This window comes from Catellatospora sp. NPDC049111 (assembly GCF_040648615.1).
Classification (GTDB): domain Bacteria; phylum Actinomycetota; class Actinomycetes; order Mycobacteriales; family Micromonosporaceae; genus Catellatospora; species Catellatospora aurea.
On record NZ_JBEZEB010000003.1, the window covers coordinates 264,581 to 278,995 of the forward strand.

A 14,415-nucleotide genomic window follows, 5' to 3' on the forward strand; every position below is an offset into this window, starting at 1 on the left:
CCCCCATACCGCCCCTCCCGCAGCAGCCGCAGCCGTCCCCGAGACGCCTGCGGCGGCGAAGCCGTCGCTGCTGCGGCTGGATCCGGCGGCCCGCCGGGTGCGCCGCACCGAACTGTGGCTGCTGCTGCTGGCCATGGCCATGGTCGCCGGTTACCTGGCGGCGGTCGAGGCGAACATGCTCGACACGGTCACGATGGACTTCTGGTACCCGGCCGGTGTGCTCACCGCCGTGTTCCTGGCGCTGCACGTCGTCATCCGGCTGCGCGCGCCGTTCGCCGACCCGGTGCTGGTGCCGACCGTGGCGCTGCTCAACGGGCTGGGTGTGGCCTTCCTGCGCCGACTCGACCTGGGCCGGGCGAAGATCGACGACCGGCCGGAGCTCGCGATCTTCGCGGGTGACGGCGGCAAGCAGCTGCTCTGGACCCTGATCGCGGTGACCGGCGCGATGGTGCTGCTGTGGTTCGTCCGCGACCACCGCGAGGTCTCCAAGTACGCCTGGACGCTCGGCCTGGCCGGTATCGTCCTGGTGCTGCTGCCCGCGGTGCTGCCCGGCAGCGTCTCCGAGGTCAACGGCGCGAAGCTGTGGATCCGGTTCGGCAGCTTCTTCGCCATCCAGCCGGGTGAGTTCGCGAAGCTGATGCTGCTGGCCTTCTTCGCGTACTACCTGGTCCGCAAGCGCGAGGTGCTGGCCCTGGCCAGCCGCCGCTTCCTCGGCATCGACTTCCCGCGCGGGCGCGACCTGGGCCCGGTCATCGTCGTCTGGGCGATGAGCCTCCTGGTCCTCATCTTCGAGAAGGACCTCGGCACCTCGCTGCTGTACTTCGGCATGTTCGTGGTGACGCTCTATGTGGCCACCGAGCGGGTCAGCTGGCTGATCATCGGTCTGGTGCTGTTCTTCGGCGGCGCGGTGCTGGCATACGTGCTGGCCGGCGCCGTGGGCGGCCCGTTCACCAACTTCGGCCAGCGGGTCGAGATCTGGCTGGACCCGTTCGCCGAGCCGTACGACCGCGGCTATCAGCTCGTCCAGTCGATGCTGGGCCTGGGCACCGGCGGCATGTTCGGCACCGGCCCCGGCGCGGGCAACCCGCTGCTGGTGCCCGAAGTGCGCAACGACTTCATCTTCGCGGGCATGGGTGAGGAGATCGGCCTGTTCGGCCTCACCGCGATGCTGGCGCTGTACCTGCTCGTGGTCTCCCGCGGTCTGCGTGCCGCGCTGGCCGTGCGCGACTCGTTCGGCAAGCTGCTGGCCGGCGGTCTGGCGTTCACGCTGGCGCTGCAGGTGTTCGTGATCATCGGTGGGGTGAGCAAGCTGATCCCGCTGACGGGTCAGACCACGCCGTTCCTGTCCGCGGGCGGCTCGTCACTGGTGGCCAACTGGCTGCTGGTCGCGCTGCTGCTGCGGATCTCTGACGCGGCGCGCACGCCCGCATCGACGGGAGGTGTCCGCCGGTGAACGCCCCTCTCCGTCGCGTCGGCGTGGTCGTGATGGTGCTGTTCGGCCTGCTCTTCGCCAACCTGAACTGGGTCCAGGCGTACAAGGGCAACGACTACCGGACCAGCCCCTACAACGGCCGCGTGCAGATCGACGAGTACGACCGCCAGCGCGGCTACATCATGGTGAGCAACCCCGGCAGCAAGCCGATCGCGCTCTCCGAGGCCACCAAGGGCAACCTGAAGTACCTGCGCAGCTACCCCGGCGGCGCGGCGTACGCGCACGTGATCGGCTACAAGCCGGTCAACGGCACGGCGACCGGTGTGGAGCAGCTGGAGAACGACTTCCTCTCCGGCAGCTCCGACAAGCTCTTCGCCGACCGGCTGCGCGACATCTTCACCGGCTCGCACACCGCCGGCGGCAACGTGACGCTGACCCTGTCGAAGACCGCGCAGGACACCGCGTACAAGGAGCTGGCCAACAACAAGCTCGGCGCGAAGTCGGGCGCGGTGGTGGCGCTGGACCCGAACACCGGCGCGATCCTCGCCATGGCGTCCTTCCCGAGCTTCGACCCTAACCCGCTGGTCTCCCACGACGGCAAGGCGGCCGACGCGTACAAGCGGCTGGAAGGCCAGGCGGGCAACCCGCTGCTGAACCGGGCGCTGCAGGAGACCTACCCGCCGGCGTCGACGTTCAAGGTGCTGGTCTCGGCAGCCGCGCTGTCCGCGAACCGGAACCCGGACACGCCGCTGCAGGCCGGCCCCGGCTACCAGGCGCCCGGCACCACGCACGTCATCAAGAACGCGACGTCGTCGACCTGCCCCCAGGAGCAGATGACGCTGAAGGAGGCGCTGACCGTCTCCTGCAACACCGCGTTCGCGCGCCTCGGCGTGGAGCTGGGCTCGCAGCGGCTCAACGACACCGCGCGGGCCTTCGGCTTCTACGACAACAGCCTGCGGGTGGGCAACCTGTCCGCGACCGACCGGGGCCTGCGGGTCGAGGAGAGCGTGCTCGGCCCGCTGACCACCAGCTCGGGCGGCGACGACAAGCCGAACATCGCGATCTCGTCGATCGGCCTCAACGAGGTGCGGGTGACCCCGCTGCAGAACGCGATGGTCGCCGCGTCGATCGCCAACGACTGCTCGCAGATGCGGCCCTATCTCGTCGAGCGGCTGGTCGGGCCGGACCTGACCACCGGGCTCTACTCCGCTGCGCCGAAGGAGCTGCGCCGCAGCTGCACGGCGAGTGAGGCCGCGCAGCTGCGCGAGATGATGGTCAGCGTCGTCGAGAACGGCACCGGCAAGAAGGCGCAGATCAACGGGTACGTGGTCGGCGGCAAGACCGGCACCGGCACCGCCGACGAGGAGGCCAACGCGGGCTCCGACGGCTGGTTCATCGGGTTCGCGATGAAGGACGGCCGAGCGGTCGCCGCTGTCGCAGTCATCCTGGATGATGCCGGCAAGGGCGGCAGCGGTGAGGCGGCTCGTATCGCCGGGCTGGTCATGCACGGCGTGATCAAGGACAAGGGTGGCAACTGATGGTCTCCCCTGGCACTGTGCTCAACGGCCGCTACCGCATCGAATCGCGGATCGCCTCCGGCGGCATGGGCGACGTCTGGAAGGGCACCGACGACGTGCTCGACCGCACCGTCGCCATCAAGATCATGCTCTCGGCGCTGCTGGAGGAGCCGGGCTTCGTCAAGCGCTTCCACGCCGAGGCCAAGACGATGGCGGGCATCAACCACCCGGGCGTCGTGCGCATCTACGACTTCGGCAACGACCAGCACCTGGCATACCTGATCATGGAGCTGATCGAGGGCGATCCGCTCTCGCGCACGCTCAACAAGGTCGGCCGGCTCACCCCGGCCCGCACCATGCTGCTGGTCGCGCAGGCCGCCGACGCGCTCCAGGCCGCCCATGACAAGGGCATCGTGCACCGCGACGTGAAGCCGGGCAACCTGCTGGTGCGTTCCAACGGCACGCTGGTGCTGACCGACTTCGGCATCGCCCGGTCGGCCGCGGCCAGCCAGCTCACGGCCACCGGCGCGGTCATGGGCACCGCCTCATACCTGGCTCCGGAGCAGGCCTCCGGGGTCGGCGCGTCGGCCGCGTCGGACGTCTACTCGCTGGGCGTGGTGGCGTACCAGTGCCTCACCGGGCACCGGCCCTACGACGGCGACACGCCGCTCGAAATCGCGATGAAGCACGTCACCGGCACGCCCAAGGCGATGCCGAACGACATCCCGCCGGTGGTGCGGCAGATCGTCGAGCGCGCCATGTCCAAGGAGCCGGGCAACCGGTGGCCGACGGCGGCCTCGTTCGCCAACGCCGCCCGCCAGGCCGCCGGCGCGCTGACCCACGGCAGCGGACCGACCCTGCCGGTGCAGCCGGTGTCGCCGAGCCCGGTCTCGGCCACCCCGGTCTCGCCCGGCCCGTCGCGCCCGCTGAGCCCCGCGACCCCCGCTCCGGTTCGCCCCAACGGGGGCTACCAGCGAGGATCTGCGCCCGTCCCGGCTGCGCCTGCCCCGCTGACCCCCGTCCACGGGGTACCGTACGGGCCGCAGGCTCCCGCACCCGCCGGCAGCGGCGGGCGGACCGCCCTGACCGTGATCCTGGTGGTCCTCGGGATGCTGGCGGTGCTCGCGTGCGCCGGCTACATCGGCTACCTGGTTCGGGAGAACGAGAAGAAGAAGGGCAATGCCCTCGGGGGCAGCGCCGTACATTCCGAACAAGTCACACTTTCGGCTGGCGGATGGCTGAACGGGGCTGACCACGTGAGCATGGACCAAATGACCGAAGGACGACGTACGCGATGAACGCGCAGGCCCGCCTGCTGGGTGGCAGGTATCAAGTCGGCGAGTTGCTCGGCTACGGCGGCATGGCCGAGGTGCACCGGGGACGCGACCTGCGCCTCGGGCGCGACGTCGCGATCAAGATGCTGCGCACGGACCTGGCCCGCGACGCGACGTTTCAGATGCGCTTCCGCCGCGAGGCGCAGAACGCCGCCGCGCTGAACCACCCGGCGATCGTCGCGGTCTACGACACCGGCGAGGAGCGGGCGGCGACCGGCGAGGTGCTGCCCTACATCGTCATGGAGTTCGTGGCCGGCCGCACCCTCAAGGAGGTGCTGGCCGCCGAGGGTCGCCTGATGCCCCGCCGCGCCATGGAGATCACCGCCGACATCTGCGCGGCCCTGGAGTTCAGCCACCGGCATGGCATCATCCACCGGGACATCAAGCCTGGCAACGTCATGTTCACGCCGAACGCCCAGGTCAAGGTCATGGACTTCGGCATCGCACGGGCGCTGGCGTCCGGTGCGACCACCATGACGCAGACCTCCGCCGTCATCGGCACGGCCCAGTACCTCTCCCCGGAGCAGGCGCGCGGTGAGGCCGTGGACGCCCGCTCCGACGTGTACGCCGCCGGTTGTGTGCTGTTCGAGCTGCTCTGCGGGCACCCGCCGTTCGTCGGCGACTCCCCGGTGGCGGTCGCCTACCAGCACGTGCGGGAGGAGCCGCCGGCCCCGAGCGAGTCGAACCGGGACGTCACCCCCGACATCGACGCGGTCGTGCTCAAGGCGCTGTCCAAGAATCCGGCCAATCGTTACCAGTCGGCCGGCGAGATGCGCGCCGACCTGCTGCGCGCCGCCGCGGGCCGCCCGGTCCTCGCGACGCCGGTGCTCCGCGAGGAGCAGACGATCCCGATGACGGCCCCGGCGCGGACCGGCACCAACCGCAACGCCCCGGCCCGGGTCGGCGACGCCCGCCGCCGCCGCGCCTCCGGCTGGGTCATCGCGACCCTGACCGCGCTCGGCGTGCTGGCCGTGGTCGCGCTGACCGCCGGTCTGATCCTGGCGAGCCAGCCCAAGGACGTCGCGGTTCCGGACCTGTTCGGCAAGACCGAGGCCCAAGCAAGGGAGGCCCTGGTCGCGAAGGGCCTCAAGCCGACCCTCGGCGACCCGATCCTGGAGTCGAACTGCCAGGAGAACACCGTCGCCAAGCAGGACCCGGCAAAGGGTGCCGAGGTCCGGGAGAAGTCCGAGGTCAAGTACCAGATCTGCGGCGGCAAGCCGCTGAAGACGATCCCGCCGCTGGAGAACTCGACCCAGGCCTTCGCGGAGAACGCGCTGCGCGAGCTGAGCCTGGTGCCCGAGGTGGTCGCCGAGGACAGCGAGAAGCCCGAGGGCACCGTGCTGTCCACCAACCCTGGGGCGGGCGAGAAGGTCGCTGAGGGCTCGAAGGTCACGCTCAAGGTCTCCAAGGGCAACCGCAAGCCGGTTCCCCCGGTGACCGGCAAGACCGAGGCGCAGGCGATCGCGGCCCTGGAGCAGGCCGGCTTCCGGTACAACGTGAAGCAGGGCAGCCCCACCGAGGACGCGAACAAGGTCGGCACGGTGGAGTTCCAGGACCCGGCCGCGGGCACCCTCAAGGCGGTCAACTCGGTCATCACGATCTTGGTGTTCCGGGAGGCGGAGCAGTCGCCTCCGCCGTCTCCCACCCCGACACCCACGCAGTGATCCACAGAAGCCCGGACGGTGCGCCTGAGCGGCGTACTGTCCGGGCTTTTTGCTGTCTGGGTAGGCCTCAGGCAGGGAAGGCGGCCAGGCGGCGCTGCTCGACCTCTTCGGCCAGTTCGGGTGCGCGATCCAGGGCCTGCGGGTGGCCGCAGGAGGCCAGCCAGTTCGCGAGCATCAGGTGGCCGCCCTGGGTGAGCACCGACTCCGGATGGAACTGCACGCCCTCGATGGGCAGCGAGCGGTGCCGCATCGCCATCACGACACCCGATTCGGTACGCCCGGTGACCTCGATCTCGACGGGCAGGGTCTCCTCCAGCACGGCCAGGGAGTGGTACCGGGTGGCCGTGAACGGGTCCGGCAGGCCCGCCAGCACGCCCGCACCGGTGTGCGTGACCTGCGACGTCTTGCCGTGCAGCAGCTCCGGGGCGCGGGTCACCGTGCCGCCGAAGGCCTGCCCGATGGCCTGGTGGCCCAGGCACACCCCGAACAGCGGAATCTTCCCGGCGTACTCGGCGATCACGTCGAGGCAGATGCCGGCCGACTCGGGCGCACCCGGGCCGGGGGAGAGCAGCACGCCGGCCGCCCCGACCCGCCCGACGTCGGCGACGCTGATCTCGTCGTTGCGCCGCACCTCGCAGTCCACCCCGAGCTGGCCGAGGTACTGCACCAGGTTGTAGACAAACGAGTCGTAGTTGTCGATCACTAGTACGCGCATGGGCCTCACCTGCTCGCGCTGGGCGCCGGGGTCTCGCCGGTGTCGTACGGGATGTCGTGGCCGTCGCCCGGCTCGCCGGAGGGCGAACCCGACGGCTCCGGGATCGTCTCGTCCAGCTGCGTGTATCCGCTGTCGGGGTCGCCGACCTGGACGTCGTCGAAGGGCAGCAGCGGCTCGGCCCACGGGAAGATCACGTACCACAGCAGCGCGCCGAGGATGCCGAGCAGCACCAGCGAGCCGCCCAGCTTGCCGCCGAGGCCGAAGGGCAGCTTGCGCCAGATCCACGCGTACATCAGGACATCCCCGCCAACTCGACCGGCCGGCCCTCGGACCGCGGCTGCTCGTCGACGAGCTTGCCGTGGATGATCAGCCGCTGGTAGTTGTCGAGCTTCGGGTTGCAGGTGGTCAGCGTGATCAGCTTGCCGGCCTCCATGGTCGGCGGCACCGCGCGCACCACCTCCACCGCGGTCGGCAGCACGATGCGCTGCTTGACCACCTCGTACACATAGAAGGTGGTCTTCGTCTCCACGACCATCTTGTCGCCCGGCTTCAGCTGGTCCAGGTTCCAGAAGGTGGCCCGGTTGCGGTGGCCGGCCACCGAGAAGTTGCCCTTCTGGCCCGGCATCGCGCTGTTGGGGTAGTGGCCGGGGGCGAACCGGATGTCCTTCTGGGTGACGCCCTGCACCACCACCCAGTGCTTCTTCAGCGTGGGCAGGTAGAGCTTGGCCACGGCGTTGCCGGGCAGCGGCGCGAGCGGGGACGCCGACGCCGACGGGGTCGGGCCGACGACCGGCTCGTCCCAGTCCAGCTGCTGCTCCAGCTCGGTCTGGTGGGCGTCGACGATGGCCGTCTTGCCCCACACCTCGTAGGCGGCGAACAGCAGGATGACCAGGCCGAACGTGATCATGAGCTCGCCGGTGCCGCGCAGCGTCGTCCGGATCACCGAGCCCACGGTGGTCCGGGTGTACTCGGAGTGGATGCTCCGGTAGTTCTTCTCCCCGGCCCGGATCGCCTTGACCGGCGCCGGTGGCGGCTCGCCGCTCCAGCGGGGCCGCGGCGACGGCTTGGCGTCGTCCGAGGGTGACGAGGGCGGCGCGGGCGGGATCGCTCCCAGCAGACCGGTCTCGTCGGTGGCGACGGCTCGACCGCTCGCCACGGCGGGCGCGGGCCGGGCGACCCGGGGCGGCGGCACGGTCTGGTCTGTGATCCGGGGCAGCTGCGTCGTCTCGTCCGCAGCCGCCTGGCCGAACTGCGTCGCCGGGCTGACCGGGGCCGCGGGGCTGGTCGGCGCTGCCGGGCTGACCGGAGCGGCCTGGTTCGGCGGCGCGGTGGCGGAGGTGATGACCGGCAGCACCGTGGTCGCGTCCGCCGGGAAGACCGGCAGCACGCTGGTGATGGAGGAGGCGTCCGCCGCCGGCGCGGCGTCGGCCACGCGGGGGAACGTGGTCGTCTCGTCGTCCTCGGGTTCGTTTGCCCGATGCCTGCTCATCCGTGTCTCCGGCTCTTACTAACGCGGCACCGAGGCATGGCGCAGCAGCACCGATCCCTGGTACGCGGGAGCGACGATGTCGGTCTCGCGGGTGACGCTATATCCCAGGCCGTATGCGCGTACAGCGTCCCGGAAGGCCTGTACGCCGAGGGCGGCGTCGAGCGAGGCCTGCATCTTGGCCGGGTCGCCGATCGCCGAGATCACGAACTCGGGGGAGTAGCGCCGCCCTTCGAGCAGCAGGGTGTTGCCGACGCACTGCACGGCGGTGGTCGTGACGACCCGTACGCCCATGATTGTCATGGCCTCGGCCCCGCCCGCCCACAGCGCGTTCACCACGGCCTGCACATCTTGCTGGTGCACGACCAGGTCATCCTGCGTGGCTCCGGTGGACAGGCCGTTGCCGCCGGGCGGCGCGTCGTCCATGCGAACGGTCAGACCAGTGCCGTGCATCGCGGTCAGCCCGGCGTCGCTGAGGTAACCCTCGCCGCGGGTGCGTTCGGCCGAGAGCGGGCCGTCGCCGCCGGCCTGCGCGCCGGCCAGCGCGTCGATGTCGGCGCGCAGCTGGTTCACATCGCGGACGTACGTGCCGACCTCGGCTTCCTTCTTTCCCACCAGTTGATCCAGCCGAACGCTGTTGTCCTCGCGTAGCGTGGTTCCCTGGGAGGTGGTCGCGCTCACAGTGAACAGCAGGCCTGCGGTGGCGGCGATCAGCGGCACGCCGAGGGTCCACCCGCTGCGGCGATGGCCGGGCAGGGGATTGAACGCGCGCCCGACCCGGAGCACGGCTTTCCGCCATGACGAGGTGCCGGATGTGTATTCCACCACTCCCCCTCCGTGCCAAAACGCGACGATCTGACTACGCTATCTGTCGAACATTATTCAGGCCCATGCCCTAGGTCATCGACCGGTGTGGGCAGGGCCCCTCCAGGAGACAACCGTGCCGAAGTCGCAGGTCCGCAAGAAGAAGATCTACACGCCGCCCACCGACGTGCTGCCCTCGTCGACCGCCACGGACAAGAAGCCGAGTCCGATCTGGCTGCCGATCACCGCGGTCAGTCTGATCGTGTTCGGCATCGCCTGGCTGGTTGTGTACTACCTGTCCGAAACGCTGTACCCGGTGGCGGGCTGGGGGTACTGGAACCTCGCCGTCGGCTTCGGCGCCATGGTCGGCGCGCTCGGCCTCCTCTCGAAGTGGCGCTGAGCTTCCGCAGCCGACCACGATAGCTCGCGATCCGGGGTCGCGGCCTCCTGCGTGGAGGCCGTGACCCCGGATGCTGTCCGGAGCTGTCCGCGACACCGGTGACCTGCCGCTGGCCTAGGGTGAGGGCAGCGCTGTGCCAACCCTCACATTACTGAACGGTAACTAGGGCGTAGGCTGCGGTGGGGTTTATACACAGGGCTGTTCCGACGCAGGGAGGCGTGGGTATGGGCGGCGTTCAGATCGTCAGTACGGTCATCGCGGTGGCCGTGACCGCGGTCGCGGTGGCGCTGGTCGTACGGGCGGTGCGGCAGATGCTCGCCGTCATCCGGCTCGGCCAGCCCGATCCCACGCGCTCGGGGCAGCGGGCAGCCCGGTGGAAGACCATGCTGACCGAGACCTTCGGCCACACGAAGATGTTCAAGTGGTCCGTGGTCGGCGCGGCGCACTGGCTGGTGATGATCGGCTTCATCGTGCTGTCGACGCTGGTCGCCGGCGCCTACTTCGAGGTCGTCAACCCCGAGTGGGAGCTGCCGATCCTCGGCGGCTGGGACGTGTTCGCGTTCGTGACCGAGTGGATCGGCATCCTCGGCATCCCGGCGATCATCGTGCTGATCGTGATCCGCCTGCGCCAGCTGCCGTCGCGCACCTCGAACTCCCGCTTCGCCGGCTCGACGATGTGGCAGGCCTTCTTCGTCGAGTACGTCATCCTGTCCGTGCTGGTGCTGGGCTTCGGAATCCGCGGCTTCAAGGTGTCGTCCGGGCTGTTCCACCACCCGGTGTGGGCCACCCCGTTCTCGCACGCGCTCGGCGCGATCCTGCCCGCCTCGCTGACCGCGATCACGATCACCGCTCTGATCAAGATCCTGGTGTCGATGGGCTGGGCGATCACCATCGGCCTCAACCCCACCATGGGCGTGGCCTGGCACCGCTTCCTGGCCTTCTTCAACATCTACTTCAAGCGAAACGCCGACGGCGCGCCCGCCCTCGGCGCGCTCAAACCGATGACCTCCAACGGCGCGCCGATCGACCTGGAGGAGGCCGACCCCGAGAAGGACACCTTCGGCGTCTCCCAGGTCGAGCACTTCGGGTGGAAGGGCCTGCTGGACTTCTCCACCTGCACCGAGTGCGGCCGCTGCCAGTCGCAGTGCCCGGCCTGGAACACCGGCAAGCCGCTGTCTCCCAAGCTGATCGTCCTGTCGCTGCGCGACCACGCCTACGCCAAGGCCCCCTACCTGCTGGCCGGCGGCGGCAAGGACCTGTCCGGCGAGGAGAAGGGCACCGCCGAGCAGCTCGCCGGCGTCAACGTGCTCGCCCTGGCCGAGGCCGAGCGGCCGCTGATCGGCGGCGCGGCCGAGCTGGGCGTCATCGACCCCGACGCGCTGTGGTCCTGCACCACCTGCGGTGCGTGCGTCGAGCAGTGCCCCGTCGACATCGAGCACGTCGACCACATCGTCGACATGCGCCGCTACCAGGTGATGATCGAGTCGTCGTTCCCATCCGAGGCCGGCGCGATGCTGCGCAACCTGGAGAACAAGGGCAACCCCTGGGGCGCGCCGCCCAACACCCGCGAGGACTGGACCAAGGGGCTGGACTTCGCCGTGCCCCGGGTCGGCGAGACCGACGAGTTCGAGTACCTGTTCTGGGTCGGCTGCGCCGGAGCGTTCGAGGACAAGGCCAAGAAGACCACCCGCGCCGTCGCGACGCTGCTCAACGAGGCCGGGGTCTCCTTCGCCATCCTCGGCAACAACGAGACCTGCACCGGTGACCCGGCGCGGCGCATCGGCAACGAGTTCGTCTACCAGATGCTCGCCCAGCAGAACGTCGAGACGATCAAGGAATCGGGCGCGCTGAAGATCGTCGCGACCTGCCCGCACTGCTTCAACACCATCGGCAACGAGTACAAGGAACTGGGGCTCGAGGTCGAGGTCGTGCACCACACCGAGCTGCTGGCGCACCTGGTCAAGACCGGCAAGCTCACCCCGGTCGCGCCGGTCGACGGCGGGCTGACCTACCACGACCCGTGCTACCTGGGCCGCCACAACCGGGTGTTCACCCCGCCGCGCGAGGTGCTCGGCGCCGCCATCGGTGCGGGAGCCGCCCCCACTGCGGGCACCGGCATCCTGGAGATGGGCCGGCGCGAGGAGCGCTCGTTCTGCTGCGGTGCCGGTGGCGCGCGGATGTGGATGGAGGAGCGCATCGGCAAGCGGATCAACGTCGAGCGCACCGAGGAGGCCCTGGCCACCGGTGCGAAGACCATCGCCGTTGGCTGCCCGTTCTGCTCCACGATGATCACCGACGGCGTGCGCTCCAAGGGCCAGGAAGAGGTCGAGGTCATCGACGTCGCCTCGGTCCTGCTCCGCTCCGTCAAGCCCACCACCTGACCCCCGCCCACCCGCCGGGGCGCGCCCCAGGTTTCGCAACTCTTAAAAAGTCGCGCCCTCAGCACTTGTCTGAGGGCGCGACTTTTTAAGAGTTGCGCCAAGCGGGTGGGCTCGCGCCGGTGGCAGAAGGCGGCGTGACCGGTTCTGGCAGAATCGGGCGCGAGGTGATCTCGTCATCGACGCGTTGTCGGCAATCCTGCCCATCCTGTTCTTCGTGCTGCTCACGGTCGGCACGGCATTCTTCGTGGCGGCTGAGTTCGCGCTGGTCACGGTTGACCGGGCGGAGATCGACACGCGGGCCGACCGCGGCGAGCGCCACGCCCGCACGGTCCGCCGCGCGTTGCGCGAGCTGTCCTTCCAGCTCTCCGGCGCGCAGCTGGGCATCACGCTGACCGCGCTGCTCACCGGTTACCTCGCCGAGCCGGCGCTGCGCCCGCTGGTCGAGCCGCTGGGCGCGCCTCCCGGGCTGAGCCACGTGATCTCGCTGGCCATCGCGACGCTGTTCTCGATGCTGTTCGGCGAGCTGGTGCCGAAGAACGCGGCACTGTCCCGCCCGATGCCGGTGGCGCTGCGTACGGCTGGACCGATGCGGATCTTCTCTCGGATCTTCAAACCGCTGATCTTCGCGCTGAACGGCACCGCCAACTGGCTGGTCCGCCGGATGGGCATCGAGCCGCAGGAGGAGCTGGCCAGCGCCCGCTCGCCCGAGGAGCTGGGCCTGCTGGCCGCGATCTCGGCACAGGCCGGCGCGCTGCCGTCGGAGACCGCCCTGCTGCTGCAGCGCACGGTGCGCTTCGGCGACAAGCACGCGGCCGAGGCCATGACCCCGCGTATCGACGTGGTGGGGCTGGCCGGCTCGGCGACCGTCGCGGAGCTGTTCGAGGCGGCCCGGGAGACCGGCCACAGCCGCTTCCCGGTGTACGAGCAGACGCTGGACACGGTCACCGGCGTGGTATCGGTCAACGACGCGCTCGCGGTGCCGCCGGCCCGCCGCTCGCTGACCACGGTCGCCGCGGTGGCCCGCGAACCGGTGCTGGTCCCGGCCTCGCTCGACCTGGACAAGGTGGTCGCCGCGCTGCGGGAGAGCCGCTCCGACTTCGCCATCGTGGTGGACGAGTACGGCGGCACCGATGGTGTCGTCACCATCGAGGACCTGGTCGAGGAGCTGGTCGGCGAGATCGCCGACGAGCACGACACCGCCGAGGAGGAGGAGTCGGGCTCGATCGAGGTGACCGTGCCGGGCGGGGTGCGCACCTGGCTGGTCGACGGCATGCTGCGCGAGGACGAGTTGGACGAGCAGACCGGGTTCCGGCTGCCCGAGGGCCCGTACGAGACGCTGGGCGGATACCTGATGGCGGAACTGGGCCGGATCCCGGTGGTCGGCGACGCCCTGGTCGCCAACGACTGGGAGTTCACCGTGGTGGAGATGGACCGGCACCGGGTGGAGCAGGTGCGGCTGGTCCAGCTGGCGGGCGACGACGATGAGTGAACTGCTGATCACCGCGGCGCTGCTGCTGGGCAACGCGTTCTTCGTCGGCGCGGAGTTCGCGCTGATCGCCTCCCGGCGTACCGTCATCGAGCCGAAGGCGCAGCACTCGCGGCCCGCGGCCTGGGCGTTGTCCGCGATGAACCAGATCCCGCTGATGATCGCGGGCGCGCAGCTGGGCATCACGCTGTGCTCGCTGGCGCTGGGCGCGATCGCGGAGCCCGCGCTGGCGCACTTCATCGAACCGCTGTTCCACGCGCTCAACCTGCCGCAGAACATGCAGCACCCGATCGCGTTCGTGCTGGCGCTGCTCATCGTGGTCTTCCTGCACACCGTGATCGGCGAGATGGTGCCGAAGAACATCACGCTGGCCGGGCCGGAGGCGAGTGTGCTCTGGCTGGGCCCGCCGATGCTGGCGTTCTGCATCGCCACCAAGCCGCTGCTGGTGGCGATGAAGTGGGCGTCGCGCAAGGTGCTGCGGCTGTGGCGGGTCGAGGCCGCGGACGCGGTGAAGACCGTGTTCACCGCCGAGGAACTGGCGGGGCTCGTGCAGCAGGCGCACACCGAGGGGCTGTTGGACCCGGAGCAGCATGCCCGGATCGCGGGCGCGCTGGCGCTGCACCAGCGCACCGCCGCGGACGCGCTGCGGCCGTGGTCGGCGGTCACCATCGTCACCGACGACACCTCCCCGGCCACGTTGGAGGTGCTGGCGACGCGCACCGGCCGGTCCCGGTTCCCGGTGGTGGCCCGGGGCACCCGGCGGGTGCTGGGCTTCGTGCACATCAAGGACGTGATCGGGCTGGAAGGCGCGAGCCGCCGCGAGCCGATCCCGGGCGGGCTGGTCCGGCCGCTGGCGGTCGTGCCGCCGGACCGTTCGCTGGCCGAGCTGCTGCTGTCGATGCGCCGCGAGCGGCGGCACATCGTGCTGGTGAGCGAAGGCCAGCTGCCGGTGGGTGTGGTGACGCTCGACGATGTGCTCAACGCCATCATGGCCCCGGCGGTATGACGCCTCCTGACGCTGCGTGACCGCCGCCGACACCTGCGCAGGTCAGCGCGGCTGTCGGCGGCGGCGCGAATCGCCCTCTCCGGGGCACGCTGAGTGACATCAGGGCAGCTCAGCGAAGTTGTCTCGCTTCCGGCTTGAAACCGGCTCACCTTCTTTTCTAGGGTTGGTGACCGTCTGGTGCGTACGCCGG

Annotated in this window: 12 protein-coding genes; 8 read left to right on the forward strand and 4 right to left on the reverse strand. The window is 70.1% G+C overall.

Annotation, left to right across the window (positions count from 1 at the left end; all coding sequences use genetic code 11):
• The first annotated feature begins 133 nt into the window (after positions 1–133).
• The 4 genes from AB0B66_RS06085 to pknB are packed head-to-tail and all read left to right on the forward strand — an operon-like array spanning position 134 to position 5,947.
• A complete protein-coding gene (locus AB0B66_RS06085) occupies positions 134–1,453 on the forward strand; it encodes an FtsW/RodA/SpoVE family cell cycle protein (protein WP_360524149.1) in 1,320 nt (439 codons plus the stop codon).
• Positions 1,450–2,970, forward strand: coding sequence for a penicillin-binding protein 2 (locus AB0B66_RS06090; RefSeq protein ID WP_360523603.1), 1,521 nt, complete (start codon positions 1,450–1,452; stop codon positions 2,968–2,970). Before AB0B66_RS06085 ends, AB0B66_RS06090 begins: the two co-directional genes overlap by 4 nt.
• Positions 2,970–4,247: a serine/threonine-protein kinase gene (locus AB0B66_RS06095; protein ID WP_360523606.1), complete on the forward strand. Its 1,278-nt coding sequence runs from the start codon at positions 2,970–2,972 to the stop codon at positions 4,245–4,247. Before AB0B66_RS06090 ends, AB0B66_RS06095 begins: the two co-directional genes overlap by 1 nt.
• A complete protein-coding gene (gene pknB / locus AB0B66_RS06100; protein ID WP_360523609.1) occupies positions 4,244–5,947 on the forward strand; it encodes a Stk1 family PASTA domain-containing Ser/Thr kinase in 1,704 nt (567 codons plus the stop codon). The genes AB0B66_RS06095 and pknB overlap by 4 nt, the downstream gene beginning before the upstream one ends.
• Before the next feature lie 67 nt (positions 5,948–6,014).
• On the opposite strand, the gene AB0B66_RS06105 is transcribed toward pknB, so the two are convergent.
• Genes AB0B66_RS06105 through AB0B66_RS06120 form a run of 4 tightly spaced genes read right to left on the reverse strand, consistent with a single transcriptional unit; the run spans position 6,015 to position 8,973 of the window.
• Positions 6,015–6,662, reverse strand: coding sequence for an aminodeoxychorismate/anthranilate synthase component II (locus tag AB0B66_RS06105; RefSeq protein WP_360523612.1), 648 nt, complete (start codon positions 6,660–6,662; stop codon positions 6,015–6,017).
• 5 nt (positions 6,663–6,667) lie between these two features.
• On the reverse strand, positions 6,668–6,955 hold the full coding sequence (locus AB0B66_RS06110) for a hypothetical protein (protein ID WP_360523615.1): 288 nt from the start codon (positions 6,953–6,955) through the stop codon (positions 6,668–6,670).
• Positions 6,955–8,151: a class E sortase gene (locus tag AB0B66_RS06115; RefSeq protein WP_360523618.1), complete on the reverse strand. Its 1,197-nt coding sequence runs from the start codon at positions 8,149–8,151 to the stop codon at positions 6,955–6,957. The genes AB0B66_RS06110 and AB0B66_RS06115 overlap by 1 nt, the downstream gene beginning before the upstream one ends.
• An 18-nt stretch (positions 8,152–8,169) precedes the next feature.
• Positions 8,170–8,973, reverse strand: coding sequence for a DUF881 domain-containing protein (locus AB0B66_RS06120; RefSeq protein WP_360523621.1), 804 nt, complete (start codon positions 8,971–8,973; stop codon positions 8,170–8,172).
• A gap of 115 nt (positions 8,974–9,088) precedes the next feature.
• On the opposite strand from AB0B66_RS06120, the gene AB0B66_RS06125 reads away from it, so the two are divergent.
• The 4 genes from AB0B66_RS06125 to AB0B66_RS06140 all read left to right on the forward strand — a co-directional run bounded on the left by AB0B66_RS06125 (position 9,089) and on the right by AB0B66_RS06140 (position 14,225).
• Positions 9,089–9,352 carry a cell division protein CrgA gene (locus tag AB0B66_RS06125; RefSeq protein ID WP_360523624.1) on the forward strand — a complete coding sequence of 88 codons (264 nt, stop codon included), beginning with the start codon at positions 9,089–9,091 and terminating at the stop codon, positions 9,350–9,352.
• Between the two features lie 224 nt (positions 9,353–9,576).
• Positions 9,577–11,733 (forward strand): (Fe-S)-binding protein, encoded by a 2,157-nt coding sequence (locus AB0B66_RS06130; protein ID WP_360523627.1) that lies wholly within the window; start codon positions 9,577–9,579, stop codon positions 11,731–11,733.
• A gap of 184 nt (positions 11,734–11,917) precedes the next feature.
• The gene (locus tag AB0B66_RS06135) at positions 11,918–13,222 is read left to right on the forward strand and encodes a hemolysin family protein (protein WP_360523629.1); all 1,305 of its coding nucleotides are present in this window, start codon (positions 11,918–11,920) and stop codon (positions 13,220–13,222) included.
• Positions 13,215–14,225 carry a hemolysin family protein gene (locus AB0B66_RS06140; protein ID WP_360523632.1) on the forward strand — a complete coding sequence of 337 codons (1,011 nt, stop codon included), beginning with the start codon at positions 13,215–13,217 and terminating at the stop codon, positions 14,223–14,225. Before AB0B66_RS06135 ends, AB0B66_RS06140 begins: the two co-directional genes overlap by 8 nt.
• Positions 14,226–14,415: the final 190 nt, after the last annotated feature.

What these genes read in the sequence shown, in the direction of transcription:
- AB0B66_RS06095 (WP_360523606.1), top strand. Translation starts at nt 2,970, where the DNA reads ATGGTCTCCCCTGGCACTGTGCTCAACGGCCGCTACCGCATCGAATCG.
- AB0B66_RS06115 (WP_360523618.1), bottom strand. Translation starts at nt 8,151, where the DNA reads ATGAGCAGGCATCGGGCAAACGAACCCGAGGACGACGAGACGACCACG.
- AB0B66_RS06140 (WP_360523632.1), top strand. Translation starts at nt 13,215, where the DNA reads ATGAGTGAACTGCTGATCACCGCGGCGCTGCTGCTGGGCAACGCGTTC.
- AB0B66_RS06110 (WP_360523615.1), bottom strand. Translation starts at nt 6,955, where the DNA reads ATGTACGCGTGGATCTGGCGCAAGCTGCCCTTCGGCCTCGGCGGCAAG.
- AB0B66_RS06085 (WP_360524149.1), top strand. Translation starts at nt 134, where the DNA reads ATGGCCATGGTCGCCGGTTACCTGGCGGCGGTCGAGGCGAACATGCTC.
- AB0B66_RS06130 (WP_360523627.1), top strand. Translation starts at nt 9,577, where the DNA reads ATGGGCGGCGTTCAGATCGTCAGTACGGTCATCGCGGTGGCCGTGACC.
- pknB (WP_360523609.1), top strand. Translation starts at nt 4,244, where the DNA reads ATGAACGCGCAGGCCCGCCTGCTGGGTGGCAGGTATCAAGTCGGCGAG.
- AB0B66_RS06105 (WP_360523612.1), bottom strand. Translation starts at nt 6,662, where the DNA reads ATGCGCGTACTAGTGATCGACAACTACGACTCGTTTGTCTACAACCTG.